This is a genomic window from Pseudomonas sp. RL_5y_Pfl2_69 (assembly GCF_963970465.1).
Taxonomy (GTDB): Bacteria; Pseudomonadota; Gammaproteobacteria; order Pseudomonadales; family Pseudomonadaceae; genus Aquipseudomonas.
Genome location: NZ_CAXAOU010000009.1, coordinates 13,510 through 37,920, shown reverse-complemented (window position 1 = coordinate 37,920; position 24,411 = coordinate 13,510). Strand labels below are relative to the sequence as shown.

General features: G+C 57.0%; 18 protein-coding genes and 2 pseudogenes. 7 read left to right on the top strand and 13 right to left on the bottom strand.

Annotated features, from left to right (window positions below):
• The first annotated feature begins 314 nt into the window (after positions 1 to 314).
• Positions 315 to 941 (top strand): isochorismate family cysteine hydrolase YcaC, encoded by a 627-nt coding sequence (gene ycaC / locus AACY07_RS15995; RefSeq protein ID WP_339475992.1) that lies wholly within the window; start codon positions 315 to 317, stop codon positions 939 to 941.
• A 227-nt stretch (positions 942 to 1,168) separates the two neighbouring features.
• Here the strand turns inward: ycaC and AACY07_RS15990 are convergent.
• Both AACY07_RS15990 and AACY07_RS15985 read right to left on the bottom strand, forming a co-directional pair.
• Positions 1,169 to 1,903, bottom strand: a pseudogene (locus AACY07_RS15990) (LysR substrate-binding domain-containing protein); the annotation flags it as partial.
• Positions 1,822 to 2,859: a LacI family DNA-binding transcriptional regulator gene (locus AACY07_RS15985; RefSeq protein ID WP_339475990.1), complete on the bottom strand. Its 1,038-nt coding sequence runs from the start codon at positions 2,857 to 2,859 to the stop codon at positions 1,822 to 1,824. The pseudogene AACY07_RS15990 and the gene AACY07_RS15985, both read right to left, overlap by 82 nt.
• A gap of 239 nt (positions 2,860 to 3,098) precedes the next feature.
• Here AACY07_RS15985 and AACY07_RS15980 point away from each other — a divergent pair, with 239 nt between their 5' ends.
• Together AACY07_RS15980 and AACY07_RS15975 are read left to right on the top strand one after the other, a co-directional pair.
• Complete coding sequence (locus AACY07_RS15980) at positions 3,099 to 3,539, top strand: nuclear transport factor 2 family protein (protein WP_019822564.1); 441 nt, start codon at positions 3,099 to 3,101, stop codon at positions 3,537 to 3,539.
• Between the two features lie 82 nt (positions 3,540 to 3,621).
• A complete protein-coding gene (locus AACY07_RS15975; protein ID WP_339475986.1) occupies positions 3,622 to 4,542 on the top strand; it encodes a LysR family transcriptional regulator in 921 nt (306 codons plus the stop codon).
• A gap of 92 nt (positions 4,543 to 4,634) precedes the next feature.
• Here the strand turns inward: AACY07_RS15975 and AACY07_RS15970 are convergent, their stop codons facing one another.
• The 7 genes and pseudogenes from AACY07_RS15970 to AACY07_RS15940 all read right to left on the bottom strand — a co-directional run bounded on the left by AACY07_RS15970 (position 4,635) and on the right by AACY07_RS15940 (position 14,901).
• A complete protein-coding gene (locus AACY07_RS15970) occupies positions 4,635 to 5,738 on the bottom strand; it encodes an alkene reductase (RefSeq protein WP_339475983.1) in 1,104 nt (367 codons plus the stop codon).
• 622 nt (positions 5,739 to 6,360) lie between these two features.
• Positions 6,361 to 6,534: pseudogene (tssD, locus tag AACY07_RS15965) on the bottom strand (type VI secretion system tube protein TssD); the annotation flags it as partial.
• 309 nt (positions 6,535 to 6,843) lie between these two features.
• On the bottom strand, positions 6,844 to 8,958 hold the full coding sequence (locus tag AACY07_RS15960) for an EAL domain-containing response regulator (RefSeq protein WP_339475981.1): 2,115 nt from the start codon (positions 8,956 to 8,958) through the stop codon (positions 6,844 to 6,846).
• A 9-nt stretch (positions 8,959 to 8,967) separates the two neighbouring features.
• Positions 8,968 to 9,357 (bottom strand): response regulator, encoded by a 390-nt coding sequence (locus AACY07_RS15955; RefSeq protein ID WP_133079469.1) that lies wholly within the window; start codon positions 9,355 to 9,357, stop codon positions 8,968 to 8,970.
• Complete coding sequence (locus AACY07_RS15950) at positions 9,342 to 11,072, bottom strand: PAS domain-containing sensor histidine kinase (RefSeq protein ID WP_339475978.1); 1,731 nt, start codon at positions 11,070 to 11,072, stop codon at positions 9,342 to 9,344. Before AACY07_RS15950 ends, AACY07_RS15955 begins: the two co-directional genes overlap by 16 nt.
• 186 nt (positions 11,073 to 11,258) lie before the next feature.
• On the bottom strand, positions 11,259 to 12,722 hold the full coding sequence (locus AACY07_RS15945) for an MFS transporter (RefSeq protein ID WP_339475976.1): 1,464 nt from the start codon (positions 12,720 to 12,722) through the stop codon (positions 11,259 to 11,261).
• 283 nt (positions 12,723 to 13,005) lie between these two features.
• The gene (locus AACY07_RS15940; protein ID WP_339475973.1) at positions 13,006 to 14,901 is read right to left on the bottom strand and encodes a sigma-54-dependent Fis family transcriptional regulator; all 1,896 of its coding nucleotides are present in this window, start codon (positions 14,899 to 14,901) and stop codon (positions 13,006 to 13,008) included.
• Between the two features lie 243 nt (positions 14,902 to 15,144).
• Between AACY07_RS15940 and AACY07_RS15935 the strand changes: the two genes are divergently transcribed.
• Positions 15,145 to 16,968: an NAD(P)/FAD-dependent oxidoreductase gene (locus AACY07_RS15935; protein WP_339475970.1), complete on the top strand. Its 1,824-nt coding sequence runs from the start codon at positions 15,145 to 15,147 to the stop codon at positions 16,966 to 16,968.
• A gap of 69 nt (positions 16,969 to 17,037) precedes the next feature.
• On the opposite strand, the gene AACY07_RS15930 is transcribed toward AACY07_RS15935, so the two are convergent.
• Positions 17,038 to 17,751: an FCD domain-containing protein gene (locus tag AACY07_RS15930; protein ID WP_133079464.1), complete on the bottom strand. Its 714-nt coding sequence runs from the start codon at positions 17,749 to 17,751 to the stop codon at positions 17,038 to 17,040.
• Positions 17,752 to 17,858: 107 nt separating this feature from the next.
• Positions 17,859 to 19,595 carry an IlvD/Edd family dehydratase gene (locus AACY07_RS15925; RefSeq protein WP_339475968.1) on the bottom strand — a complete coding sequence of 579 codons (1,737 nt, stop codon included), beginning with the start codon at positions 19,593 to 19,595 and terminating at the stop codon, positions 17,859 to 17,861.
• A gap of 190 nt (positions 19,596 to 19,785) precedes the next feature.
• On the opposite strand from AACY07_RS15925, the gene AACY07_RS15920 reads away from it, so the two are divergent.
• On the top strand, positions 19,786 to 21,108 hold the full coding sequence (locus AACY07_RS15920; RefSeq protein WP_133079462.1) for an MFS transporter: 1,323 nt from the start codon (positions 19,786 to 19,788) through the stop codon (positions 21,106 to 21,108).
• A 16-nt stretch (positions 21,109 to 21,124) separates the two neighbouring features.
• On the top strand, positions 21,125 to 22,117 hold the full coding sequence (gene araD1 / locus AACY07_RS15915; protein WP_339475965.1) for an AraD1 family protein: 993 nt from the start codon (positions 21,125 to 21,127) through the stop codon (positions 22,115 to 22,117).
• Positions 22,118 to 22,166: 49 nt separating this feature from the next.
• On the opposite strand, the gene AACY07_RS15910 is transcribed toward araD1, so the two are convergent.
• Positions 22,167 to 22,466 carry an ArsR/SmtB family transcription factor gene (locus tag AACY07_RS15910; protein ID WP_133079460.1) on the bottom strand — a complete coding sequence of 100 codons (300 nt, stop codon included), beginning with the start codon at positions 22,464 to 22,466 and terminating at the stop codon, positions 22,167 to 22,169.
• Between the two features lie 83 nt (positions 22,467 to 22,549).
• Between AACY07_RS15910 and AACY07_RS15905 the strand changes: the two genes are divergently transcribed.
• Positions 22,550 to 23,641, top strand: a complete 1,092-nt coding sequence (locus tag AACY07_RS15905; RefSeq protein ID WP_338647483.1) for an NADH:flavin oxidoreductase/NADH oxidase — start codon at positions 22,550 to 22,552, stop codon at positions 23,639 to 23,641.
• 121 nt (positions 23,642 to 23,762) lie between these two features.
• On the opposite strand, the gene AACY07_RS15900 is transcribed toward AACY07_RS15905, so the two are convergent.
• Positions 23,763 to 24,392 carry a glutathione S-transferase family protein gene (locus AACY07_RS15900; protein WP_339475961.1) on the bottom strand — a complete coding sequence of 210 codons (630 nt, stop codon included), beginning with the start codon at positions 24,390 to 24,392 and terminating at the stop codon, positions 23,763 to 23,765.
• Positions 24,393 to 24,411 lie beyond the last annotated feature (19 nt).

Sequence of the window (24,411 nt, the reverse complement as noted above, 5' to 3'; positions counted from 1 at the left end):
GCACCTGCACAAGGACTGGAGCAGAAACCGTGCCATTTCAATATCTCTATAAAATCAATGAGTTATGACGTTTCGTGAAGCGCCATAGTGTCGCCCGCCGGACAGATTGTTGATCCACTGTTCCGCTTGCAACAGCTGCCTTTCTGTCCGTTCCCTACGGCACCCTGCTCGCTCACCCAAAGAGCTGAAGATGCATTGTCTCGCTCAGGTGGACAGTCAATCGTTTTTCAGGTGCTTTTTCATTGCAGATCAGAACATTAATCTGAGCTCATCGCTGAACGACAGCCACCCGCCACTTCGAAAAGGATTCCACCATGACTAACGCAACTTACAACCGCCTGAACAAAGACGACGCCGTAGTTCTGCTGGTCGACCACCAGACAGGCTTGATTTCTCTGGTGCAGGCCTTCACACCCAACGAGTTCAAGAACAACGTGCTGGCCCTGGCTGACGTCGCGAAATTCTTCGAGCTGCCTACCATCCTCACCACCAGTTTTGAACAAGGCCCCAACGGCCCGCTGGTTCCCGAACTCAAGGAAATGTTCCCGGACGCGCCGTACATCGCTCGTCCAGGCCAGATCAACGCTTGGGACAACGAGGACTTCGTCAAGGCGATCAAGGCAACGGGCCGCAAGCAATTGATCATCGCCGGCGTGGTGACAGATGTCTGCGTAGCGTTCCCAACGTTGTCGGCACTGGCTGAAGGGTTTGACGTGTTCGTGGTAACTGACTCGTCGGGGACGTTCAACACCACCGTACAACAAGCGTCCTGGAACCGCATGAGCCAGGCTGGCGCCCAGATGATGAACTGGTTCTCTGTAGCGTGCGAGCTGCAACGCGATTGGCGCAACGACATTGAAGGCCTGGGCAACCTGCTGTCTCAGCGTATTCCCAACTACCGGAACCTCATGAACAGTTACTCCGCGCTGACTGCTCGCTGAAAACCGGCATAGCGTTCACGGCAATGTTAATTCGGCCTCTGTGGGAGCGGGCTTGCTCGCGATGGTCGTTAACGGTGACGCGTATTTACCAAGTAAATGCGGCGCACTGAAGACCCTCGCGAGCAAGCCCGCTCCCACACTTGAGCCGCGTTGCTCTTGAGTGAACATTATTGCTGCTCTGCGGGCCCTTTTGCTTTGGTGGGCAATCACATCTTGTCACCGCTGCATCAAACATCCGGATCAACAGTTTCTGCTGGGCCAAGCAGTAACTCCGTTAACTGCTTCATGGCTGGTGTAGCCTGACCGCCCCTGCGGGTGACCAGTTCGTAGGGATCGCTGACCGACTTTATCGAGTGGGGCAAGATCCGTATTCGGTGGTGTTGAGCACATTGGTTCGCTACATCTATTGAAACCAGGGCCACAAAATCGGACTGGTTTTGCAGGAGCGACAAAGTCGCCAGGATTGAAGTGGTCTCGACCAGATGGAGCGGGAAGCGAATGCCTGCATCGTGAAACTCACGCTCCAGTTGCACCCGCATCGGCATGTTCGCCCTGTACACAATCCATCGGCTTGAAGCCAGCTGCTCAAGGCTAAGCGTCTGCGCTTCCTTGAGCGGATGATCGATATTGCCGATGACGGCCAGCGTCTCATCCTGAACAAGCGAACTCGAGAACAGATGCGGCGAGTTGCTCACACACGTTCTACACAGCGCCATGTCCAGTCGGCCGCTCTCGATTTGCGCCAGCAGAGATTGACTGGTGTCTTCAATGATCTCGAACGACATCTCGGGCTGGATGGCAATGAGCTACGAAATCGCCCCCATCAACAGGGGGACAGCGCCCATGATTGCGCCTACTGCGAGTCGCCCTCCTACACCTCTCAAAATCGCATCAAGGTCGTGCCGAAGGTTTGAGATATCTGTTTGAACCACCCGAGCATATCGGATCGCACAGTAGCCAGCGCCACCTGCAGGCCAATCTTCTTGCCATCGACGCTGACGGTCGACAATGCCGGGTAAACCTGAGCCGCACTGCTCAAATCCCCGAAGCCCATGACCGCAAGATCAGCAGGCACCTGCATCCCGCGACTGGCGGCTTCAGCCAGCACTCCTTGCGCAACAGTATCCGAGCTGCACACCACGATATCCGGCTGCACTGGGCGCCCAAGCAGGCGTCGCAGCCCTTCCCTGCCGACTTCAAGTGTGGCGGGTGGCGCCAAGACTTCCATAGGCACTTGTTCAATACCCAGGCGTTTCAGTTCGCCAATCAGACTGTTGCAACGGCGCAGGCCACGGGGGTCACTGATTGTGACCACGGAGAAACGCTTATAGCCCTTCTTGACCAAATGGCGTGCGGTCTCCTCCCCCACCTTTTCGTGGGAGAAACCGACGAGCATGTCCAGGGGATCTTCACTCAGGTCCCACGCCTCAACCAGCGGGATGCCTGCCTGCGCCAGCCGCAAACGGCTGGACTCGGTGTGGAGTGTGCCGGTCAGGACAATGCCATCCGGGCGCCGCCCGAGCACCGCTTCGAGCAGCCTTTCTTCTTCTTCGGCAGAGTAGCCCGTCAAACCCAGCAAGGTCTGGTAGCCCGCTTGAGTCAAGCGATCCATCAGAGCCTGCACGGTGTCGGCAAAAATCGAGTTGGCAATGGTCGGCAGGAAAATCGCCACCAGTCGGCTTTTATTGCTCGCCAGCCCACCCGCCAGCATGTTCGAGACGTACCCGGTCTGTCGCACGGCTTCACGCACTTTGTCTCGCGTCTGTTCGGTGACCAATTCCGGTCGATGCAGTGCCCTTGAAACGGTCATGGGCGAAACGCCGGCAACCTTGGCAACATCGATCAAGGTAAGGCTGGCCCCCTTCTTGGGTGCTGTGATCGATCGCTCGGTAGCGGGTGCTGCTGGTTTTTTTGCCATGAAGATTTCCGAATCTGAAGCCCAGAAGAGGATGCTACGTGCGATGCATGCTGTTTGCTGGGCGAATTTACCAAAGGCCGCCACATAATCAATCATTTCATCCTTAGGGGATTAAATGATTGGAATAGAACCTGGATTATCTTCCATTCGAACTCTGTCTAGAGTGGCAGCAATACTGTTTGCCGGTTTGGATGACCCGGCAGGCGCAAACCATTCATTAACGACAGAGGCTTCTGATCATGGACATCTATCTCAAAGAACTGTTAGACCGCGAACAAATCCGCAACCTTAGAACGCTCTACGCGCACTTGCTCGACGGCAATAACATTGCCGCACTCGACCAGGTCTTCTCCGCGGATGCGGTAGTGGAGGTCACTGTCGGCAAGATGGAGGGTATCGAGGCCATACAGTCCGGTCTCAATGACGCGTTCAAATTGTACGATCGAGATCATCGAGAAAATTATCCCTTCATGCATGCGATCACCAACCACTGGGTCCAGCTCACGGGGCCGGATACCGCACAAGGCCGCTGCTACTTGATCGACTTCGAAACGGCCTCAAAACCTGACCCTAACCCGTTGTTGCTGCTTGGTATCTACGCGGATGAGTACACACGTATCGACGGCGAATGGCGCATTACCCACACCCGCCTGGAAGTCGTCTGGCCGGCAGGCAGCTGACTGCGTTAGCAAAGGCACTATCTGTGTATGATCGGGCGATAAAACGGGTTAAATCCCATGTATTACAGAACTGGACTCCATAATGACGGACAACACCTTTGACGGTATTCGGGAGTTCGTAGCCGCCGCACAGCTACTCAGTTTTACAGGCGCCGGGCTTGAACTTGGCGTGACCAGCTCAGCAGTGGGAAAAAGCGTGAGCCGTCTGGAAGCGAGACTGGGGGTCAAGCTGTTGCATCGTACAACCCGCCGTTTGACGCTCACTCAAGAAGGAGAAACCTACCTGGCGAGCTGCTTGCGGGTGATGGACGAACTGGCTGAAACCCAGGGCCTGCTGACTACAGGACAGCAAGAACCCATCGGCCGCCTGCGGGTTGATCTGCCTGCGACCTTTGGCCGACGTCACATCCTGCCTACCCTGATCGATATGTCTGTTCGATACCAAAAGCTCGATCTGTCGGTCAGCTTCAGTGAGCGGCTGGTGGATATCGTCAACGATGGCATCGATCTAGTGGTGAGAATCGGAACCTTGAAAGACGATGGGGACATAGTGGCTCGAAAACTGGGCAGCCAATGTTTGTTGATCTGTGCAACGCCAGACTACCTGGCCAGACACGCAGCACCTCAAAATCGAAACGACCTTCTGCAACATGACTGCATCGTAGGCTGGCGTAACGGCACCCGAAAAACCTGGATGTTGATTGATGAAAACGGCCAGACATTTGAGCAAGAGGTGCGCGTCAAACATGAGATAGGGGACGGTGAGATGATGCTGAAGATGACCCTCGCAGGCGGAGGACTCGCCCAACTCCCCACCTGGCTGGTTCAGGACTCAATCGAACAGGGTGCACTGGTTCCTGTTCTTGAACGTTACGCTGGCGCCGAGATGCCCATCCATGTGATCTGGCCACGAACACGGTACATTCAACCGAAGATCAGAATGATCGTTGATGAACTGTTGGCACTGGCCCAGCGGGACTCAATCATTTTCAGGCCCGACTAGGTGTATCCGATGGAGACACCCTGCCGGATGCGGGGCAACACTTCCCGGATGAAACCCGAGAACTGTTGTCCCGCATGCATCATGAATCGTGACTATTCGACAGATTCATACACTGGGTAATCGACATAGCCTTTTTTACCGCTGTTGCCGTAGAACGTTGATCGATCAGGTGTTGCAAGGGGCCAGCCGTTCTTCATTCGCTCCACCAGGTCGGGGTTTGCAATGAACGGTCGACCGAAAGCGATTAAATCCAGCTCCCCGGATTCAAGGGCACGTTCTGCAGACTCGCGATCAAAGCCGCCAGCAGCGATCAACGTACCCCGGAATGTTTCACGAAAACTCCTCGCAAATCCGTCAGGCATGCCCTCCGCACCAATGGTCAACTGATCGCTCAAATGGACGTACGCGATATCCCGCTGTTGAATCTCGCGGGCGACTTCAACCCAGGTTTGGGCCTCATCGTCGAACGGAGCCATGTCGAAGAGACGGCCAAATGGAGAAATACGCACACCTACTTTGGCGCGGCCTACCTCCTGGGCAACCGCATCGATGGTTTCCAGCAGCAAACGGATTCTGTTCTGAATCGAACCGCCGTAATGGTCTGTGCGATCGTTGACCGTTGGGTTGATGAACTGTTCGAACAAATACCCGTTAGCGCCATGAATTTCGACGCCATCGAAACCGGCTTCCATCGCTTTGCGAGCAGCCTGGACAAAGTCATTCGTGATGCCCGGGATTTCCTCTGTAGAAAGCGCTCGCGGAACACTGGCCTGGATCGGACCTGGCTCATGTTCCTCGTTGTAGGCATAGGCCAGGGAGTTGGCCGCGTGTTTATGGCTCGATGAAACAGGCGCCCCGCCGTCTGGCTGTAACGTCATATGGGACACACGGCCCACGTGCCAGAGTTGGGCGAAAATTTTCCCGCCTTCTTCATGGACTGCCCGGGTTACGCGCTTCCATCCCTCAACCTGTTCCTGATTGTAAAGACCGGGGTTGAAGAGATAGCCCCGTCCCTGAATAGAAACAGGAACACCTTCACTGACGATAAGCCCGGCGCCAGCTCGCTGGCGGTAGTAAAGCACTGTCAAGTCATCGGGAATGTCATTCAGCGCACGCGCGCGAGTCATCGGAGCCATGACGACGCGATTTTTCAACGTAAGACCGCAAAGCGTGAAGGGCGAAAAAAGAATACTCATGGAGGCCTCTGAAGTGAGCGCTTCGAAGCGCCGGGAGGAGCCAATATACTCAGTCTCTCGTGTTCGATAATCCACGTTGAATTCCAATCATTGTGGAATGTGGGTCTGAAATCTAATAGGCGTTACGGCAAGCCCGGCTCACGTGGAACGGTTACTCTGAGCGGGACTGATCAGATGTGAGTTTTCTTTCATGAAAACCAGCGCTTAGGCTCATATTGGGTGGGAACACAGCATGTGTGCAGGAAAATACTTACAAATGCGATCCATCCAACTGCATCATTATTTTGAAGGATAGGTTTTAGTGCAGGAAAAATAAGATCATATCCATATTTAACGGTACTCATATGAAATGACCCGAAGAAGATAGTCAGAGATAAGCATATAAAAAACCATCTCCATCTGAACCGTTCGCCAGAATAAAATCTCGATAGAAAATATAAGGAAGTGAGTACCACCAAAGAGAGCACTAGATATCCGATTGACGTTATATCGCTATTTGTCATTGGTCTTTCACTCTAGGTACATTGATTTGCCTGTAAGACTATCATCGGCCTTTAAAATATAAGTGTGCTACTGCCCATTACCTTCAGCAATCACAGCTGCCAGGCATGCAACTTTAGGTTGTTGGCTTATCGATATTTCCAATGTTGATCATGCTGTGGGTGTAAGACAACACCATAATTTCGTCGGCATAACCGGTCTGACATTTATTGCCAATAGATTCCTGGGTTGAACAACCTGCTGAAATAAGTCCTTGAGCCTTGCCGGTGATCGTCATGTAACCATGATTAGCCATATATACCGCTCCTTTTAGTCAGCCGAACATCTTACTGCAAGAGTTTCAGGCGCGCCGTAGGACATTTCTTAAAGTCATATCAGAAATATGCCAAATTCTTACCGGCGGCTTGGCTAAATTCCTGACTAGATAACTCTGCGGGTTCATCGCGAAACCGAGATACGCAATTGTTCTATCCAGGAAAAGTCCAGGAGCAGGGCTATCTGCGCAATTCCAAGTATTCTGAAATGTTGAATCTGAAATACAGGTATGAATCATGGATGCGCCCCGCTGCGAGGCGCATTTTTGGATTGCACTGCCTGCAGTGATCTAAGTAAAACACCCTCGCGCGCGCAAGTAAGCTTCTAGCTCAAGAACCGGCAGTGGCTTGCTGAAAAGATAGCCTTGCACCTGATCGCAGCCGTTTTTCTTCAGAAAATCCAGTTGCTCAGGGGTCTCCACACCTTCGGCAATCACTTGCAGGTTGAGGCTATGGGCCAACTCGATAATGGTCCGGGCAATGGCTGCGTCTTGGGGGTTGGTGGTCACCTCGCGGATGAAGGCGATGTCGATCTTCAGTTTGTCGATCGGGAATCGTCGCAGGTACGCGAGGCTTGAATATCCCGTACCGAAATCGTCTATGGAAACTTTGACTCCCAGTTGTTGCAAAGTCTGCAAGCTGGCGATGGTGTGCGAAGTGTTCTCCATGAGCGAGCTTTCCGTCAGTTCGATCTCAAGCCAGTGGGGATCTATCTGATGGTCGATCAGCGCCTGCTGAATGCTCACAATGAAATCACTGTCTATGATCTGCTGGCAGGAGACGTTGACCGCCACCTGAATGCCCTCCTCACCTGCCCGTTGCCAATCGGCGATTTGCTTGCACACACGGGTGATCACCCAATTGCCGACCTGGGAAATCAGCCCCAGGTTTTCCAGTATCGGCACGAATACCGCTGGCGAGATATTGCCCTGCCCCGGTTGTTGCCAGCGCAACAGGGCCTCGAGACCACAGACGCTGCCGTCGACCACACTGATCTTGGGTTGGTAAAACAGCTCAAATGTCTGCTGTCTCACCGCATCACGCAGGGCGGTTTCAATCGCTTGGCGCGTTGAGGCCTCCTCATTCATTTGCGCCGTGTAGTAACGATAATTATCCCTGCCGAGCTTCTTCGCACGGTGCATGGCGGTGTTCGCGTGCCGGATCAACCCATGCGCGTCGTTCCCGTCGGCCGGGTACAGTGCAATACCAATGCTGGCGGTCATCGCCGTGGACTGATCACCCAACTGAAAAGGCTCGCGCAGGGTTTCGCGTATGCGCTCCACGGTTTGCAGGGGATCTGCCTGACCCTCGCGAATCATCAGGATCAGCGCAAACTCGTCACCATCCATGCGCCCCACTGTGTCGCTCACATTAAGGCAGTTGGTCAATCGCTGCCCCACCTGCGCCAACACGCGATCACCCAGTTGGTGGCCCCAGGTTTCATTGACGCGACTGAAGTCATCCAGATCAACCGTCACCACTGCCAGCTGCCAATTACTGAGCGACGCTTGGGTCAGCCCCATTTGCAGGGTGGTAAAAAACAGTTTGCGATTGGGCAGCCCGGTCAGCGTGTCGTAATGGGCCATTTTCAACATGCGTTGATCGGCGGCCTTGCGCTCCGTGATGTCATGGGCAATGCCGACGATGATCCAGTCATCGCCTGTCTTGTATGCCTGGCGGTGGACTTCTACGGGGAGGAAACTGCCGTCCTTGCAGCGGATTTGTGTTTCCGTGGCTTCGCTTGGGCCCTTGCCCGCGATGATCTGGTCATACAACATTTCCAGGTGTTCGATGGAGTCATCGCTGAGGTCGGCGGGTGTTTTACCCAGCAGCTCTTGCGCGGTAAAGCCCAGTACCTGGCAGGCCCGTCGGTTGAACTCGATCAAGCACATGGTGCTGCGATTGATCAGAAATATGGCATCGCCCGAAGCGTCCATCGCCGAGCGAAAGCGCTCAAGGTCGATGGTGCGTTGTTGCAATTGCTCTTCCAGCATCAGGCTGTGGCTTTTCAAATAATCGCCGAACGCCTTGAGCCTCAAAAGGTTGCGCACCCGCAACCACAACTCTGCACTTTCCACGGGTTTGCTGAGGAAGTCTTCGGCGCCTGCTTCCAGACCGCAAATACGCGCACTGTGCTCTCCAAGGGCGGACAGCATGATGATCGGGATATTCGACGTGGCCTTGTTCGTCTTGAGCTGGCGGGCAACGTCGAAACCGTCCATGCCCGGCATCATGATGTCGAGCAGGATCAAGTCGGGTGGCTGTTCCTCGACCATGACAAGGGCCTCTTCTCCCGAACTGGCAGCCAGGGTTTGATACCCCTGATTCTCCAGCAGGATCTTCAGCAGTTTTCGGACATGGGGTTCATCATCGACAATCAATAGGGTAGCGGCAGGGTTGGGCATAGGAAGTGCTCAATGAGAGGGCTGCTGAGGCCGATTGCCTTGCAGCAACGCGTCGATGACCCGGTAAAGTTCCTTGTAGCGCAGAGGTTTGATGATGTAGGCATTACACCCCGCCAGCCGTGTTTTTTCTTCGTCTTCCTTCATGGCCATGGCAGTGAGCGCGATCACCGGGATGGCCGCGGTCAGTGCATCGCTCTTGAGCAACGAGGTGGCTTTGAGGCCATCCATTCCCGGTAACTGGATGTCCATCAGAATCAGCGCAGGCTGCAGCTCTCGCGCCAGCTTCAGCCCGGTTTCCGCATCTGCCGCACAAATCACGCTGTGGCCGGCACTGGTCAGCAGCAACCGGGCCAGCCGCATGTTGGCGGCATTGTCTTCGACGATCAGGATCTCGGCCATGGCGCCTCCACAGGGGTTAAACGACGGATCGGCAGCCAGACCACGAATCGTGCTCCGGCCCCTTCCCTGCTGGTCACCGCGACACTGCCGCCATGCAGCTCGGTCAACTGTTTGACCATGGCCAGGCCCAGGCCGGTGCCCTCGAATTTACGCGCCAGACTGCTGTCGATTTGACTAAAGGCCTTGAACAACTTGTCCATATTGCCCTGGGCGATACCGATGCCGGTGTCACTCACGCTCAACTCCAGGAACACATCGTAATCGCTGTCCTGAACCTCGAAGCCATGCACGGGCCAATCACCCGCCAGTTTCCCCACGTGTTCACGGGTAACCTGGCGTACCGCCAACGTCACTACGCCCCCTGGCGCGCTGAATTTCACGGCATTGGCCAGCAGGTTGTAGACGATCTGCTTGGTCTTGCGCAGGTCGAGCTCAAAGCTGCCGAGCTCGGCATCGGTGTCGAGTTTCAACTGGATGCGTTGCAATGCGGCTTTCTCGCGCACGATCAATAAACTGTTGCTCAGCAAGCTCTGCAGTTCGACGGGCTCCAGCTCCAGCGCCATCATCCCGGCTTCGACTTTGGACAGGTCGAGGATGTCATTGATCAGCGACAGCAAGTGTTGGCCGCTGTTGAAAATGTCGGTGATGTACTCGCGCTGGGTCTCGCTCATGTCACCGACCATGCCGTCCTTGAGCGCCTCCGAAAAACCGATGACAGCGTTCAGCGGCGTGCGCAGTTCATGGGACATGGTGGCGAGAAACTCGGACTTCATGTGGCTGGCGTGTTCGAGCTCGATGTTCTTCTCTTCCAGGGTTCGCTCGAAGCGCTTGCGCTCAGTCACATCACGGGCAGCAGCGAACACGCCTTGCAACTTGCGGTCGCGGTCGTGAAAGGTCGCCGCGTTATAGGACACAACGGTTTCAGTACCGTTATAAGCGCGCACCGTCAGTTCATAGTCGCTGACCTTGTTTTCACTGAGCACCCGCTTGATGGCAGCGTCGGCGCGGGCCGGATCGGTGAAAAAGTTTTTGCACGGCGCACCAATCAACTCGTCCCGGGTACGCCCCGTGAGCGCCATCATCTGTTTATTGACGTCGGAAATGATGCCCTGCGGATCCGTCATCATCAGGGCATCGATGTTCGACTCGATCAACGAGCGCGTATAAAACTGCTGGTCGCGTAAACGCTGATCCAGCAAGGCCTGGGTCGCTTCTTCTTGTTTGCGCGCCGTGTTGTCGGTGCCGATCAGCAAGTAACCGATGATGGTTTCTGCGCTGTCGCGCAATGAGGTGACCGACACCATTGCCGAGAGGCGGCTGCCATCCTTGCGGATATAGGTCAGCTCATAAATGTCCTCAATCCCGCGTGAGGCCTTGAATACCAGCGCTTCGAAGCCAGGAGTGATCGGTGTATTGAGCTCAAGGCTCAAGGCGGCTGCGCGGGCAATTAATTCCGCAGGGTCGGAGATATCTGCCGGAGTGATCCGGTTGACCACGTCTTCGGACTGATAACCGAGCATGCGTTCGGCGCCGACATTGAAGATCTGGATGACGCCTTTTTCATCGGTAGCGATACTGGAAAAGTAGGCACTGTTGAAGATTGCGTCTTGAAGGGCGCCGGTCTTGAGCAGGGTTTTCTGCCGGCGAAACTCGACAAGCTTCTCTGCCCGGGACAGGGGTTCGGTGGGCGGACGGTCTACAGGCGGAGTGTCCATTGATTCGTTTCCCGTTAACTCGCGAACCTGACCGTGATCACGGTGCCGTAAAGCGTGCTTACGGAAATCGCCCAAATGAGCGACTAAAGGCTTTAACACCATAGCAGAGGTGCTGGAGTAAGCGTAAACAGGGCAGCTTTTGTTCACGTGCAGGCGAGTTTTTCAACTGCCTGCACGGGAATGACCCTATTGGCTTTTGTGGTGCTTCAACACAAACCAGACCAACAGGCTCAATGCGCCGACGAGTGCAGCCGCCGTCAGCAAAACCACACTGTGAGAGGCGCTGAAAGCCTTTTGCCCCGCTGCAGCAAGCTGCTGACCTTGAATGCCTCCAAGTGCTTTTGCCGCAATCATCGTTTCACCAATAGACCGCACGGCTGTCTCGGCAATGGCAGATGGAATGCCCGCAGGCAGCTGTATGGATTTTTCATAAGTGGATACGAGAAGAATACCGAAAACGGTAATGCCCAGTCCGGTGCCAAGGTCGTAACTCGTGGCTTCAAGGGCTCCCGCAGAGCCCGCTTTCTCCATTGGAATGCTGTTCATGATCGCCACTGACGAGGCGGTTAAACCAATGCTGAGGGAAAGCCCCAGAGCCACCAGCATCACAATAACGGCCACCCCGCCGCTGCCCAGGTGTATTTGGGCCAACCCGACAAGACTGGCCGCAGACACCAGCAACGAGCAACTCGCAACCCACCTCAGGCCAATCGCCCGAAGGATGACGCCTGCAAGAGGCCCACCGATTGCAGCCGCAATCATGAGCGGCATCATGAAAATACCGGCCTCCAGGGGGGTACGCCCCATAACGAACTGCAGTTCTTGAGCCAGCAGCAATTCGAACCCGGCAAGCGCACCCATGGTGACCAGAGCCATGACGATACCCGTGCTGACCGCCGGAATGGAAAATAGGCTCAGATCAAGCATCGGGGTCGAGGTATTAAGTTGCTTGCGTACAAACCAGACAAGCATCAGTGCTCCGAATACAAAACAGGCACCGGTAACGAATAGAGAGCTGTTGGTTTTGAAGCCCGACTTGAGGGCGTAAACACTTGCCATGACACCCAGGATCAGAATCACGGACTGTCCGATGGTCCAGTTTCCATCGCCGACCACACTTCGTCGCGGTATGTAGGCGATCACTAAGGGGATGACCAGCAGCATCACGGGCACATTGATCAGGAAGACCGATCCCCACCAGAAATGCTCAAGCAGTGCGCCACCCACCAAGGGCCCGATGGCGGCTCCGGTGGAAGCAACAGCGCCCCAGATACCCAGCGCCACGGCTTGATCGCTCTGATCTTCAAATGTTTGTCGAATAATCGCGAGGACGCTGGGCATGACCATGGCGCCACCGAATGCCATGAACGCCCGGGCCCCGATCAACGATCCAACATTCGGAGAAAAGGCGGCCAATACGGAACCGGCGCAGAAGATACCCAGTCCAGCCAGCAGCATTCGGCGATGGCCGACCCTGTCCGCCAGCGTGCCCATGGGAATCAGCAGGCTGGCCATCAACAACGGGTAGATGTCGATGATCCACAGAATCTCGGTACCCGTTGCTTGCAACGCAAGGGTCAGTGACGGAACTGCGACATGAAGAATGGTGTAATCCAGGACAATCGGCATGAAAGCCAGAATGACCGACATGAGGACTAACCAACGGTTTGAATTGCCATTAGACACAATAAAGAGACCTTTTTTACCGGGATCCCGGCTTTCAAACGCTTGTCAGCCATTTGAAGCCGTTGTCGTTACCACGCTTGCGCCCCAAGGCTGCGCCGCGATGCTAACCGATATCCCCCCGCTTTCCCGCCGTGCAAATGTGAAGCTTTGTGAAGTCGCAGGTTTGAACCAGGACGATCCGTTCCCGCCTTGGAAACCCTGCTCAAATACTGCCAGGGCGAGGACACTCGACGATCCCGCTCTGCACTCAACCGGGCCGTGAAATACCGTGCTGGCGCAGTTTGCGATAGAGCGTATTGCGACTAATCCCCAGGCGGGCGGCAACATGGGCGATGTGCCAATGTTCTGCCTCGATCAACGCCAGCAGCGTCTGGCGTTCGCAGACTTCCAGTGGGTTTTCGCCCGGCGCGGCCGTGGCGGGCACTGTTGGCAGTAACTCCTCCAGGTCCTCCAAAGTAATGCGCCCCTCAGACGACAACGCGACCAGTGTGCGCAGGCACGTACGCAGTTGCCGCACGTTGCCCGGCCAGGGCTGAGTCAGCAAACGCTCTCTGACACCTGCTTCCAGGCGAACCCTTGCGCCTTTTGTCTCTTCACGCAGCAGAAGGTCGAGCAAACTGCCCTTGTCTGAACGCTCGCGCAGCGGCGGAAGTTGCACGGTAAACCCGGCAACCCGGTAGAAAAGATCTTCGCGAAAGCGCCCTTGCGCCACACAGGCTTGCAGATCCTGGTGGCTGGCACTGACAAGGCGGACATCGAGCGCACGTGCCGTCGCACCACCGAGCGGCACCACCTGACGCTCTTCAAGCACCCGCAGCAGGCGAGTCTGTAACGCCAGTGGCATATCGGCGATTTCATCGAGAAAAAGAATGCCGCCATGGGCCTGCTCCAGCTTGCCGATCATCCCGTCCTTGCGTGCCCCGGTGAAGCTGCCGCCGCGATAGCCAAACAGCTCGCTCTCGATCAGCGTCTCGGGGATGGCCGCGCAGTTGATCGCCACAAACGGCTGGTTCCTTCTGGAGCTGGCTCGATGCAGCGCCGCAGCAAAAGCCTCTTTGCCAGTTCCGGTTTCACCCTGTAAAAAAACCGGCACATCATGCTCTATAACACGCAGTGCGCGAGCAATGCCGCGTTGCAGGCGCGGGTCTTCGAGGCATACATGCACGTCATTGATTGTTTGAGGGGCAGGCGTGACTGAAGGCGCAGGGCGAACAGGTTCTCGCAACTGTACGTAAACCAGGCGCCCGTCCATGAGCCGCAAAGGCCAACAAACACTCGGTTGTGAACTGGCCTGACTGATCACCTGATCGACAGGTGTTTGCAGCAACATCGCCAGAGATTGCCCGACCACCTGGTCCCGGCTCAGGCCCAGAAGATCCAGCGCGCAATGATTGACTGAACAGATAGTCGCACTTTCATCGAAGCTGAGCAGGCCTTCACCCAGCAGCCCGACGAAGCCCGCCTCGGGATGGAAGCGCAGCAAATAGCGTTGAGGGTCATGCCCCAGGAAAAAACAGCTCTCGATCAGATTGGCTGACAGTTGGGTCAACGCCATGGCTCTGAAGTAGTGCTGCTGGCTGTGATTATCCCGAATAGAAGAGAGGTTGAGCACGGCCAGCAACTCTCCATTGGCATCAAATATAGGGCTCGCCGAACAGCTCAGACCAACGTGCTTGCTACGAAAATGCTCATCACGACGGATGGTGACCTGTTGTTGCTCGACCAGGCAGGTGCCCACACCGTTGGTGCCTTCGCAATCTTCACTCCAGACCGAGCCGAGCCAGAGCCCGGAGCGCTGGAAATCGGCTCGTTCGGACTCGTTGCACACACTGTCGATCGCCACACCGCGAGCATCGGTGAGCAGCACCACGTGGCCATCGCGTCCGAGCTGTTGGTGCAAGTGGTTCATCTGCCAGTGCGCTACAGCGATGATGTGTTCCAGGGGGGCGCGATGATCCTGCAAGCGCGGATGTTCAACCACATGAGGGGCCCGGCGACTGGCGGGATCGAGCTGATACTGATCCAGGCACCGACGCCAGGATCGGGTGATGGCCAGGTCATTAACAGGGGCTTGGTGGGTGTGAGTACCCTGCACGGCTTGAAGCACTAGTTGTGCATGGTCGTTGATCAAGGCCGGCTTCATTATTCTTGTTCTCCCTTACGGTTGGAGCACGGGTCTGTTCGCAGCTTATATGAAAAGAACGCAACGAGCGCTTTATGCACCGAGTGACACTCTGTCATCCACCCTTCACGAATTCGTGACAGATCTGCGAATCAACACTTCAGCAATACCGCAGCAACAGCTCTGCAATAGGGCTTTTGCGAAGGTGGCCCGAGCCTTGCTCTGGAGCAGGTTGTACAAAAACAACAAGATCGGAGAAGCCCAATGAACATTGCTGTTGAAAAACCGCTGCACACGCCGACTGCTCAGCTCGCGGCCTGGGTCGAAAGCCTCGGTGAACGGCTCGCCCGGCGTGATGTGGACGGCGCTCTGGAGCTGTTTGGCGAAGAGTGTCACTGGCGTGACCTGCTACTGTTCAGCTGGAACCTGGTGACCCTGGAAGGCAAACCGGCCATCCGCGACATGCTCGAAACACGCCTGGAGCAGACGCGTCCTCAACAATTGAAACTGGAAGGTGAGGCGACGCTCAGTAACGGAGTACTCGAAGGCTGGATCAGCCTGGAAACCGATGCGGGACGGGGCAAAGGCTATGTTCGCCTAAAAGAGGGCCTGTGCTGGACGCTGCTGACCACCATGCGCGAGCTCAAGGGTTTTGAAGAACCGAGCGGGCGCCGCCGTCCAAAGGGGGCCAATCATGACCACGGCCATCCTGACAAACGCAACTGGCTGGAACGCCGTCGTGATGAAGAGGCCTCGTTAGGCATCACCACCCAACCTTACTGCCTGATCGTGGGCGGCGGTCAGGGCGGGTTGGGGCTCGCAGCGCGGCTCAAGCGCATGGGTGTGCCCACTTTGATCGTCGACAAAGCCGAGCGCCCGGGTGATCAGTGGCGCAGTCGCTACAAGTCGCTGTGCCTGCACGACCCTGTCTGGTACGACCACATGCCTTACCTGCCCTTCCCCGACCACTGGCCCGTCTTCACCCCAAAAGACCAGATTGGCGACTGGCTGGAAATGTACACCAAAGTCATGGAACTCAATTATTGGCCGCGCACAGAATGCGAGAGCGCAAGCTTTGACGAGCAAAGCGGTACCTGGACGGTTCAAGTGCTGCGCGACGGCGAGCGCATGACTTTACAGCCTGCCCAGTTGATCCTTGCCACCGGCATGTCTGGCGTGCCCAATGTCCCGCAATACCCGGGTGCCGAAACGTTCCGTGGCCAGCAGCATCATTCCAGCCGACACCCCGGCGCAGACGCCTGGCGCGGCAAGCACGCGGTGGTCATAGGGGCCAACAACTCGGCACACGATATCTGCGCCGACCTGGTGGAGAACGGTGCGCAGGTCACCATGGTGCAACGCTCCAGCACCCACATCGTGCGCTCCGACAGTCTGATGGATCTCGTCTTCGGCGGGCTCTACTCCGAAGACGCGCTGGAAACGGGTTTGACCACGGACAAGGCAGACCTGCTGTTCGCCTCGATCCCCTACAAGGTCATGCCGGGCTTTCATAAACCCATCTTCGATGCGATCAAGGAACGTGACAAAGATTTCTACGAGCGCCTGGCCAAAGTCGGTTTCATGCTCGATTTCGGTGACGACGAGTCTGGCCTTTTCATGAAGTATGTTCGCCGTGGTTCTGGTTACTACATCGACGTCGGCGCCTGCGAGTTGATCGCCAATGGCACGATCAAGCTCAAGAGCGCACCCGGCCTGGGTGTCGAGCGTATCGAAGCAGACGCCGTCATCCTCAACGATGGCACCCGGCTACCGGCAGATCTGATTGTTTATGCCACGGGCTATGGCTCAATGAACGGTTGGGCGGCGAAGCTGATTTCCCAGGAAGTCGCTGACAAGGTCGGCCGCTGCTGGGGCTTGGGTTCCGGCACCACGAATGATCCGGGCCCGTACGAGGGTGAACTGCGCAACATGTGGAAGCCGACACAGCAGCAAAACCTCTGGTTTCATGGAGGCAACCTGCATCAGTCACGGCATTATTCGCTGTATCTGGCCCTGCAGTTAAAAGCGCGCTTCGAAGGTATCGACGCAGCCGTCTATAACCTTGCCAAGAGCCACCATACTGGCTGAGTCACATGGCGCCTGGCCTTTGGTTGGGCGCCGCTCCAGGTCGAATCGGGCTTGCCAGTATCAACCGCCCTACCCTTGGCTCAACACCACATCCAGCGCCATGCGCGCGTCTTCGAGCTGTACCAGTGTGGCCTGGCGCGCGCCCAAAGCATCGCGGCTTTCGATTGCGGTCAAAATTGCCTTGTGCCGTGGCAGGGCAAGTTCGTGCAGGTTGGGTCGACGGTTGGAGTGCTTCATGGCTTCGCGCAAGGCCAATGACAGCATGTTGCACAAGTTGGCCAGCAAGTCGTTGTGAGTTGCGTCGGCAATCCGGCTGTGAAAGTCCAGGTCGGGTTGCAGCAGCTCTTCAGGGCTGGAGGCACTTTCCATGCGTTGGTAGGCTTCTTGAATCGATGCCACATCTTCTGCAGTTGCATGCTGGGCTGCGAGCGCTGCCACGGCGGGCTCGATAATGCTGCGCACGGTGGTCAGCAAGCCAAAAAATTCATTTTGGGGCGAGGCCTGCAGCAACCAGTGCAACACATCAGGATCGAGCATGTGCCACTCGCGGCGTGGTTTGACCACGGTACCCACGCGCGGCTTGGAGTACACCAGGCCTTTGGCAACCAGGACCCGGGTGGCTTCGCGCAAGACCGGGCGGCTGACCGCATATTCTGAGCAGAGCAATGCTTCGGCGGGCAGTTTGTCGTCGGATTTGAAACGCCCGGAGACAATCTGCAGGCCGAGTTCCTGAACGATGCGCGTATGCATGCTTTTGCGGTCGGAGGGCTGACGATAATCCATGGGGCGCGGGGCGATCCTTTCGATTCAAAGCGCGGATCATAGCAGGCGCGGGTTGATTCGCGCCCGCTCTGATTGTCATGGCGGGTTCGCTTTGCCGGTGTCGCCACTTAGTGGGAATGACGGGGTACTTCCGATCCTCGGCAGCCCACCAGGAAATCGAAATCGCAGCCTTGGTCGGCCTGCATGACATGGTCGATGTATAACTGGCGATAACCGCCAATCAACAGGCTTTTGGGCGGCTCGATATCAGCCAGGCGAGCGGTCAGTTCGGCATCGGAGATATCCAGGTGCAGGCGTCCACTGGCGCAATCCAGTTCAATCCAGTCACCTTCCTGCACGGCAGCCAGTGGTCCACCGGCTGCGGCTTCCGGAGCCACGTGCAGCACCACCGTGCCGTACGCCGTTCCGCTCATGCGGGCATCGGAAATGCGCACCATATCGGTCACGCCCTGAGCCAGTAGCTTGGCGGGCAGGCCCATGTTGCCCACTTCGGCCATGCCCGGATAACCCTTTGGCCCACAGTTCTTCATCACCAGAATCGAGTCGGCAGTGACCGCCAGTTCAGGGTCATTGATGCGGGCCTTGTACATGTCGAAGTTCTCGAATACCACGGCCTGTCCGCGATGTTTCATCAGGGCCGGGGTCGCAGCGGATGGCTTGAGTACCGCGCCCAGAGGCGCCAGGTTGCCGCGCAATACGCAGATACCGCCGTCGGCGACCAGCGGGTTATCGATTGCCCGGATAACTTCGTCGTCGCCATAGATCGGTGAGTTTTTAACGTTCTCCCACAGACTCTTGCCGTTGACGGTCAACGCTTGCGGATTCGGGATCAGGCCGTTCTCACCCAGGCGCCGCAGCACGGCCGGCAGCCCCCCGGCATAGTAGAACTCTTCCATCAGGAAGCGGCCCGACGGCTGCAAGTCCACCAGGGTCGGAGTGCCCCGGCCTATGCGGGTCCAGTCATCCAGTTCCAGGTCCACGCCAATCCGCCCGGCGATGGCCTTGAGGTGAATCACGGCGTTGGTCGATCCGCCAATGGCGGCATTGACCCTGATCGCATTTTCAAAGGCTTCCCGGGTCAAAACCTTGGACAGACGCAAATCCTCGCGGACCATCTCGACGGCGCGCATGCCCGACATATGGGCCAGTACGTAGCGGCGCGAATCCACCGCCGGGATGGCCGCGTTATGGGGCAGCGAGGTCCCCAGCGCTTCTGCCATGCAGGCCATGGTCGAGGCCGTGCCCATGGTGTTGCAGGTGCCCGCCGAGCGCGACATGCCGGCCTCGGCCGAGAGGAATTCGTCGAGGCTGATGGTGCCGGCTTTATAGGACTCGTGCATCTGCCAGACGATGGTGCCGGCGCCGATGTCCTTGCCTTTGTGCTTGCCGTTCAGCATCGGGCCACCGGTGACCACAATGGCCGGGACATCGCAGCTGGCCGCGCCCATCAACAGCGCCGGGGTCGTTTTGTCGCAACCGGTCAACAGCACCACCCCATCGATCGGATTACCGCGAATGGCTTCTTCCACATCCATGCTCGCCAGATTGCGCGTCAGCATGGCGGTAGGTCGCAGATTGGATTCGCCGTTGGAAAACACCGGGAACTCGACCGGGAAGCCACCCGCCTCGATGACACCACGTTTGACGTGCTCGGCGATGGTCCGAAAATGAGCATTGCAAGGCGTCAGTTCCGACCAGGTATTGCAGATACCGATGATGGGTTTGCCCTGGAACTGATGATCGGCAATGCCCTGGTTCTTCATCCAGCTGCGGTACATGAAGCCGTTTTTATCAGCGCTGCCAAACCATTGGGCGGAACGCAAGGGAGGACATTTGTCGGACATGTTGGCGGCCTCTTATTGTATGACTAATTATTTTCCGTGCCGCTAAATTAGCCTTAAAAAAGCCAATGTGGAAGAGTTGTTGGCTAAATAGTAATACTATATAGTCGTTTTCACTGAGAGCTGATCCTGGCGAAAACCCGCTTGAGGCCACTCCAGAGGTTCCATAACAAAAACAATGGGAGACCGTCTCATGAGCCAGGAACTCCGGCTTATTCGCCGCATCACGCTTAAACTCATTCCGTTTCTGATCCTGCTGTACCTGATTGCTTACGTCGATCGCTCGGCGGTGGGCTTTGCCAAGCTGCACATGGGCGCTGATATCGGCATTGGCGATGCAGCCTATGGCCTGGGCGCGGGCCTGTTTTTCATCGGCTATTTCCTGATGGAAATCCCCAGCAACCTGATGCTTGAGCGTTTCGGCGCTCGGCGCTGGTTTGCCCGGATCATGCTCACCTGGGGCGCCATTACCATTGGCATGGCCTTTGTGCAGGGACCGCACAGCTTCTATGTGATGCGTTTCCTGCTGGGGGTCGCCGAAGCGGGATTCTTTCCTGGCGTGCTGTACTACATCACCCAATGGTTCCCGGTCCGCCATCGCGGCAAGATCCTGGGGCTGTTTATCCTGTCGCAACCTATCGCCATGATGATCACCGGGCCCGTGTCCGGCGGCTTGCTGGGCATGGATGGCATCCTGGGTCTGCAGGGTTGGCAATGGCTGTTCATTGTGATCGGCATGCCCGCCATTCTGTTGACCTGGCCCGTACTGCGTTACTTGCCGGACGGCCCGCAACAGGTCAAGTGGATGGATCAGGGTGAAAAGGACTGGCTGCAAGGCGAGCTGGAAAAGGACTTGCAGGCCTACGGTCAGACCCGTCATGGCAACCCGTTGCACGCGTTGAAAGACAAGCGCGTGTTGCTGCTTGCGCTGTTCTATCTGCCCGTCACCCTGAGCATTTACGGGCTGGGGCTGTGGCTGCCAACGTTGATTAAACAGTTTGGCGGCAGTGACTTGAGCACCGGGTTCGTGTCTTCGGTGCCCTATGTCTTCGGCATTATCGGCTTGCTCATCATTCCTCGCAGTTCCGACCGCCTCAATGATCGCTATGGCCACCTGGCAGTGCTCTATGTGCTGGGCGCCATCGGACTGTTCTTCAGCGCCTGGCTGACGGTCCCGATGCTGCAACTGGCGGCCTTGAGCCTGGTGGCGTTCTCGTTGTTTTCCTGTACCGCCATCTTCTGGACATTGCCGGGACGCTTCTTCGCCGGTGCCAGTGCCGCCGCCGGCATTGCCCTGATCAACTCGGTGGGCAACCTGGGTGGCTACATCGGACCGTTTGTGATCGGCGCGCTCAAGGAATACACCGGCAACCTGGCCTCGGGCTTGTACTTCCTGTCCGGGGTGATGCTGTTCGGGCTATTCCTGACGTTCGTGGTGTATCGCACCCTCGAACGCAAACACGTGCTCCAGCCGAGCGAATTTGCCGCCAGCGCCCGCGCGGCGACTCATCTTTAATCAAGGGACTTCCGTTATGCGTTTAGTACAATTTGAACTCAACACCGGCGAGCGCCGCGTCGGCCTGGTAGACGGTGATCTGGTACGTGAAGTGCTGGGGGCCAACAGCGTGCGTGATCTGGCCCTCGCGGCCATCGAAGCGGGTGTGAGCCTGGCACAGCAGGTCGACCAGCGAGGCCTGGGCATTGCCCATGACTACCCGGCGTTGTTGGCCGAGTTGCGCATCCTCCCCCCTCTGGATCATCCGGACCCGGCCCATATGCTGATCAGCGGTACGGGCCTGACCCACCTGGGCAGCGCATCTGCGCGAGATAAAATGCACCAGCAGGCCGGTGATGAAGCGGCCTTGACCGACACCATGCGCATTTTCAAATGGGGAGTGGAAGGCGGAAAGCCCGCCGCCGGTCAGGCGGGCGTGCAACCGGAATGGTTCTACAAGGGCGATGGCAGCATCGTCGTACGGCCGGGAGCTGCCTTCCCACTGCCACCGTTTGCCGAAGACGCAGGCGAGGAGCCGGAAATCGGCGGCCTGTATGTCATCGGCCACGACGCAAAACCCTATCGACTGGGGTTCGCGGTAGGTAATGAATTCTCCGATCACGTGATGGAACGTAAAAACTACCTGTACCTGGCTCATTCCAAATTGCGCAGCTGCTCGTTTGGGCCGGAACTGCGGGTCGGTGCATTGCCCCAGCATTTGTCGGGCCGCAGCCGAATCCTGCGCGACGGCGAGGTGCTATGGGAAAACGAGTTTCTGAGTGGCGAAGCCAACATGTGCCACAGCCTGGAAAACCTTGAATATCATCACTTCAAGTACAGCCAGTTCCTGCGCCCAGGTGATGTGCATATCCACTTTTTCGGCACGGCGACCTTGTCGTTCGCCGACGGCATTCGCACACAGCCGGGTGATCGCTTCGAAATCAGCCAGGCCGATTTCGGTGCGCCGTTGATCAACGGTATCGCCCCGGTCGATGGGGTGTTCGCAGCCGGTGGCATGGGCACACTTTAAAGGAGCGCCCCCGAGGAAACCCCTTGGCCGTAGCTGCGCCGCAGGGCAATCAGGCCTGGGACAGGATGCAATCCAGCAAGCCCGGGAAGCGCTGATTGAGCTCCTGCGCGCGCAGTGAGTTCATGTGCGTGGTGCCGACATTTCGCGTATGAACAAGCCCCGCGTCGCGCAAGACCCGGAAGTGATGGGACATGCTGGACTTGGGCCGACCGCCGTCCAGCTCGCCGCACGAGGCTTCAGCGACGCCCGCAAGGTAGCGGACAATCTCGAAACGGACGGGGTCGCTCAGGGCGTAAAGCAAACGCTCGAGAATGAAGTCAGATGGAACGGGATGTTTGAAGGTACGCATGTGTCGATGATAACGAAGGCTTTTAATGAATGCCATATTTCGATTACTATCGAACAAGCGAATCAATCTACCGGAGCCTGCACATGTCTGCCCTGTTCGAACCGTACACCTTAAAAGACGTCACCTTGAGAAACCGCATTGCCATTCCGCCGATGTGCCAGTACATGGCAGAGAACGGCATGGTCAATGACTGGCATTTGGTCCACCTGGCCGGTCTGGCACGGGGCGGCGCTGGCCTGGTTGTGGTCGAGGCGACGGCCGTTTCCCCGGAAGGACGTATCACCCCCGGTTGCGCAGGCATCTGGAGCGATGCCCATGCCCAGGCTTTTGTGCCTATGGTAAAGGCGATCAAGGATGCCGGTTCTGTGCCCGGTATTCAGATCGCGCATGCCGGGCGTAAGGCCAGCGCCAACCGCCCCTGGGAAGGCGATGATCACATCCCTGAAGGCAATCCTCAGGGTTGGCAGACTATTGCGCCCTCGCCTGTCGCGTTCGGCGCCAATCTGCCTAAAGTCCCCAAGCAAATGTCCCTTGAAGACATTGCCCGCGTGCGCCAGGACTTCGTGGATGCGGCACGTCGTGCCCGTGATGCCGGTTTTGAATGGATCGAGCTGCACTTTGCGCACGGCTACCTGGGCCAGAGTTTCTTCTCCGAGCACTCCAACCAGCGTACCGATGAGTACGGTGGCAGCTTTGAAAACCGCAGCCGATTCCTGCTTGAGACGCTGGCCGCTGTGCGCGAGGTATGGCCGGAGAATCTTCCGCTAACTGCGCGCTTCGGGGTCATCGAGTACGACGGACGTGATGAGCAAACCCTGACTGAATCGATCGAGTTGGCGCGACGTTTCAAGGACGGTGGGCTTGACCTGCTGAGCGTCAGTGTAGGTTTCACCATCCCACAAACCAACATCCCGTGGGGCCCTGCCTTCCTGGGCCCGATCGCCGAACGGGTGCGTCGTGAGTCGGGTCTGCCAGTGACTTCTGCATGGGGCTTTGGAACCCCGCAGCTGGCAAACGCCGCTATCGAATCTCGCCAGCTGGACCTGGTGTCCGTGGGCCGGGCGCACTTGGCGGATCCGCACTGGCCGTACTTTGCAGCCAAGGAACTGGGGGTTGAAAAGGCCTCGTGGACACTCCCTGCGCCCTACGCACACTGGCTTGAACGCTACAGATAAGTTCGATTCCAGCTTCTGTGGGAGCGGGCTTGCTCGCGATGGCATCCCCGCGATGTGCCTGGCAAACAGCGTCGTCTGCATCGCAGGCAAGCCAGCGCCCCCATGCCCCGCCGCAATTCAACTATTCGTCGAGTTCATTCTCAAGCTTCAAAGCTCGCTTCCAGCTGTCCAGTTCCGCCAGACGTTGCAGGTAAGCCTGCAGATGAGGGTACTGCGCCCCGCACTTCATCTGCTCGACCACCGTGATGGCAACAAAAGCCAGCATGAAGTCAGCCCCTGACAATGTGTCCCCCACAATGAAGGTTCTGTTGGCAAGCGCACTGTCCAGAAACCCCAGGACCTTATCAAACTCAGTCCGGGTATAGCCGTCCAGGAACTTGAGCTGAGTCCCGGCATTGATCTCAAACTGGGTAAACAGCTTGAGTAGCACCGGCACCATCGCCGAGCTTTCCGCAAAGTGAATCCATTGCAGGTACTGAAGATAATCCGGTGAGCTGAACGCAGGTTCCAGCCGGGGCGCAAACCGGCGGATCAGGTATTCGACGATGGCGCCGGATTCAACCAGCACATGCCCGTCGAGCTCAATCACCGGTGACTTGCCCAGCGGGTGAATGTTTTTCAATGAGGCCGGGGCGAGACGAGTGGCTGGATCGCGCTGATAGCGAATCAGGGTGTAAGGCTCTCCCATTTCTTCAAGCAGCCAAAGAATACGCAGCGATCGGGACGCGTTGAGGTGGTGAAGTGTGATCATGAAGACTCTCTCTGATGAG

Coding starts and splice junctions, on each gene's coding strand:
- ycaC (WP_339475992.1), top strand. CDS start 315: ATGACTAACGCAACTTACAACCGCCTGAACAAAGACGACGCCGTAGTT.
- AACY07_RS15985 (WP_339475990.1), bottom strand. CDS start 2,859: ATGGCAAAAAAACCAGCAGCACCCGCTACCGAGCGATCGATCACAGCA.
- AACY07_RS15980 (WP_019822564.1), top strand. CDS start 3,099: ATGGACATCTATCTCAAAGAACTGTTAGACCGCGAACAAATCCGCAAC.
- AACY07_RS15975 (WP_339475986.1), top strand. CDS start 3,622: ATGACGGACAACACCTTTGACGGTATTCGGGAGTTCGTAGCCGCCGCA.
- AACY07_RS15970 (WP_339475983.1), bottom strand. CDS start 5,738: ATGAGTATTCTTTTTTCGCCCTTCACGCTTTGCGGTCTTACGTTGAAA.
- AACY07_RS15960 (WP_339475981.1), bottom strand. CDS start 8,958: ATGCCCAACCCTGCCGCTACCCTATTGATTGTCGATGATGAACCCCAT.
- AACY07_RS15955 (WP_133079469.1), bottom strand. CDS start 9,357: ATGGCCGAGATCCTGATCGTCGAAGACAATGCCGCCAACATGCGGCTG.
- AACY07_RS15950 (WP_339475978.1), bottom strand. CDS start 11,072: ATGGACACTCCGCCTGTAGACCGTCCGCCCACCGAACCCCTGTCCCGG.
- AACY07_RS15945 (WP_339475976.1), bottom strand. CDS start 12,722: ATGTCGGTCATTCTGGCTTTCATGCCGATTGTCCTGGATTACACCATT.
- AACY07_RS15940 (WP_339475973.1), bottom strand. CDS start 14,901: ATGAAGCCGGCCTTGATCAACGACCATGCACAACTAGTGCTTCAAGCC.
- AACY07_RS15935 (WP_339475970.1), top strand. CDS start 15,145: ATGAACATTGCTGTTGAAAAACCGCTGCACACGCCGACTGCTCAGCTC.
- AACY07_RS15930 (WP_133079464.1), bottom strand. CDS start 17,751: ATGGATTATCGTCAGCCCTCCGACCGCAAAAGCATGCATACGCGCATC.
- AACY07_RS15925 (WP_339475968.1), bottom strand. CDS start 19,595: ATGTCCGACAAATGTCCTCCCTTGCGTTCCGCCCAATGGTTTGGCAGC.
- AACY07_RS15920 (WP_133079462.1), top strand. CDS start 19,786: ATGAGCCAGGAACTCCGGCTTATTCGCCGCATCACGCTTAAACTCATT.
- araD1 (WP_339475965.1), top strand. CDS start 21,125: ATGCGTTTAGTACAATTTGAACTCAACACCGGCGAGCGCCGCGTCGGC.
- AACY07_RS15910 (WP_133079460.1), bottom strand. CDS start 22,466: ATGCGTACCTTCAAACATCCCGTTCCATCTGACTTCATTCTCGAGCGT.
- AACY07_RS15905 (WP_338647483.1), top strand. CDS start 22,550: ATGTCTGCCCTGTTCGAACCGTACACCTTAAAAGACGTCACCTTGAGA.
- AACY07_RS15900 (WP_339475961.1), bottom strand. CDS start 24,392: ATGATCACACTTCACCACCTCAACGCGTCCCGATCGCTGCGTATTCTT.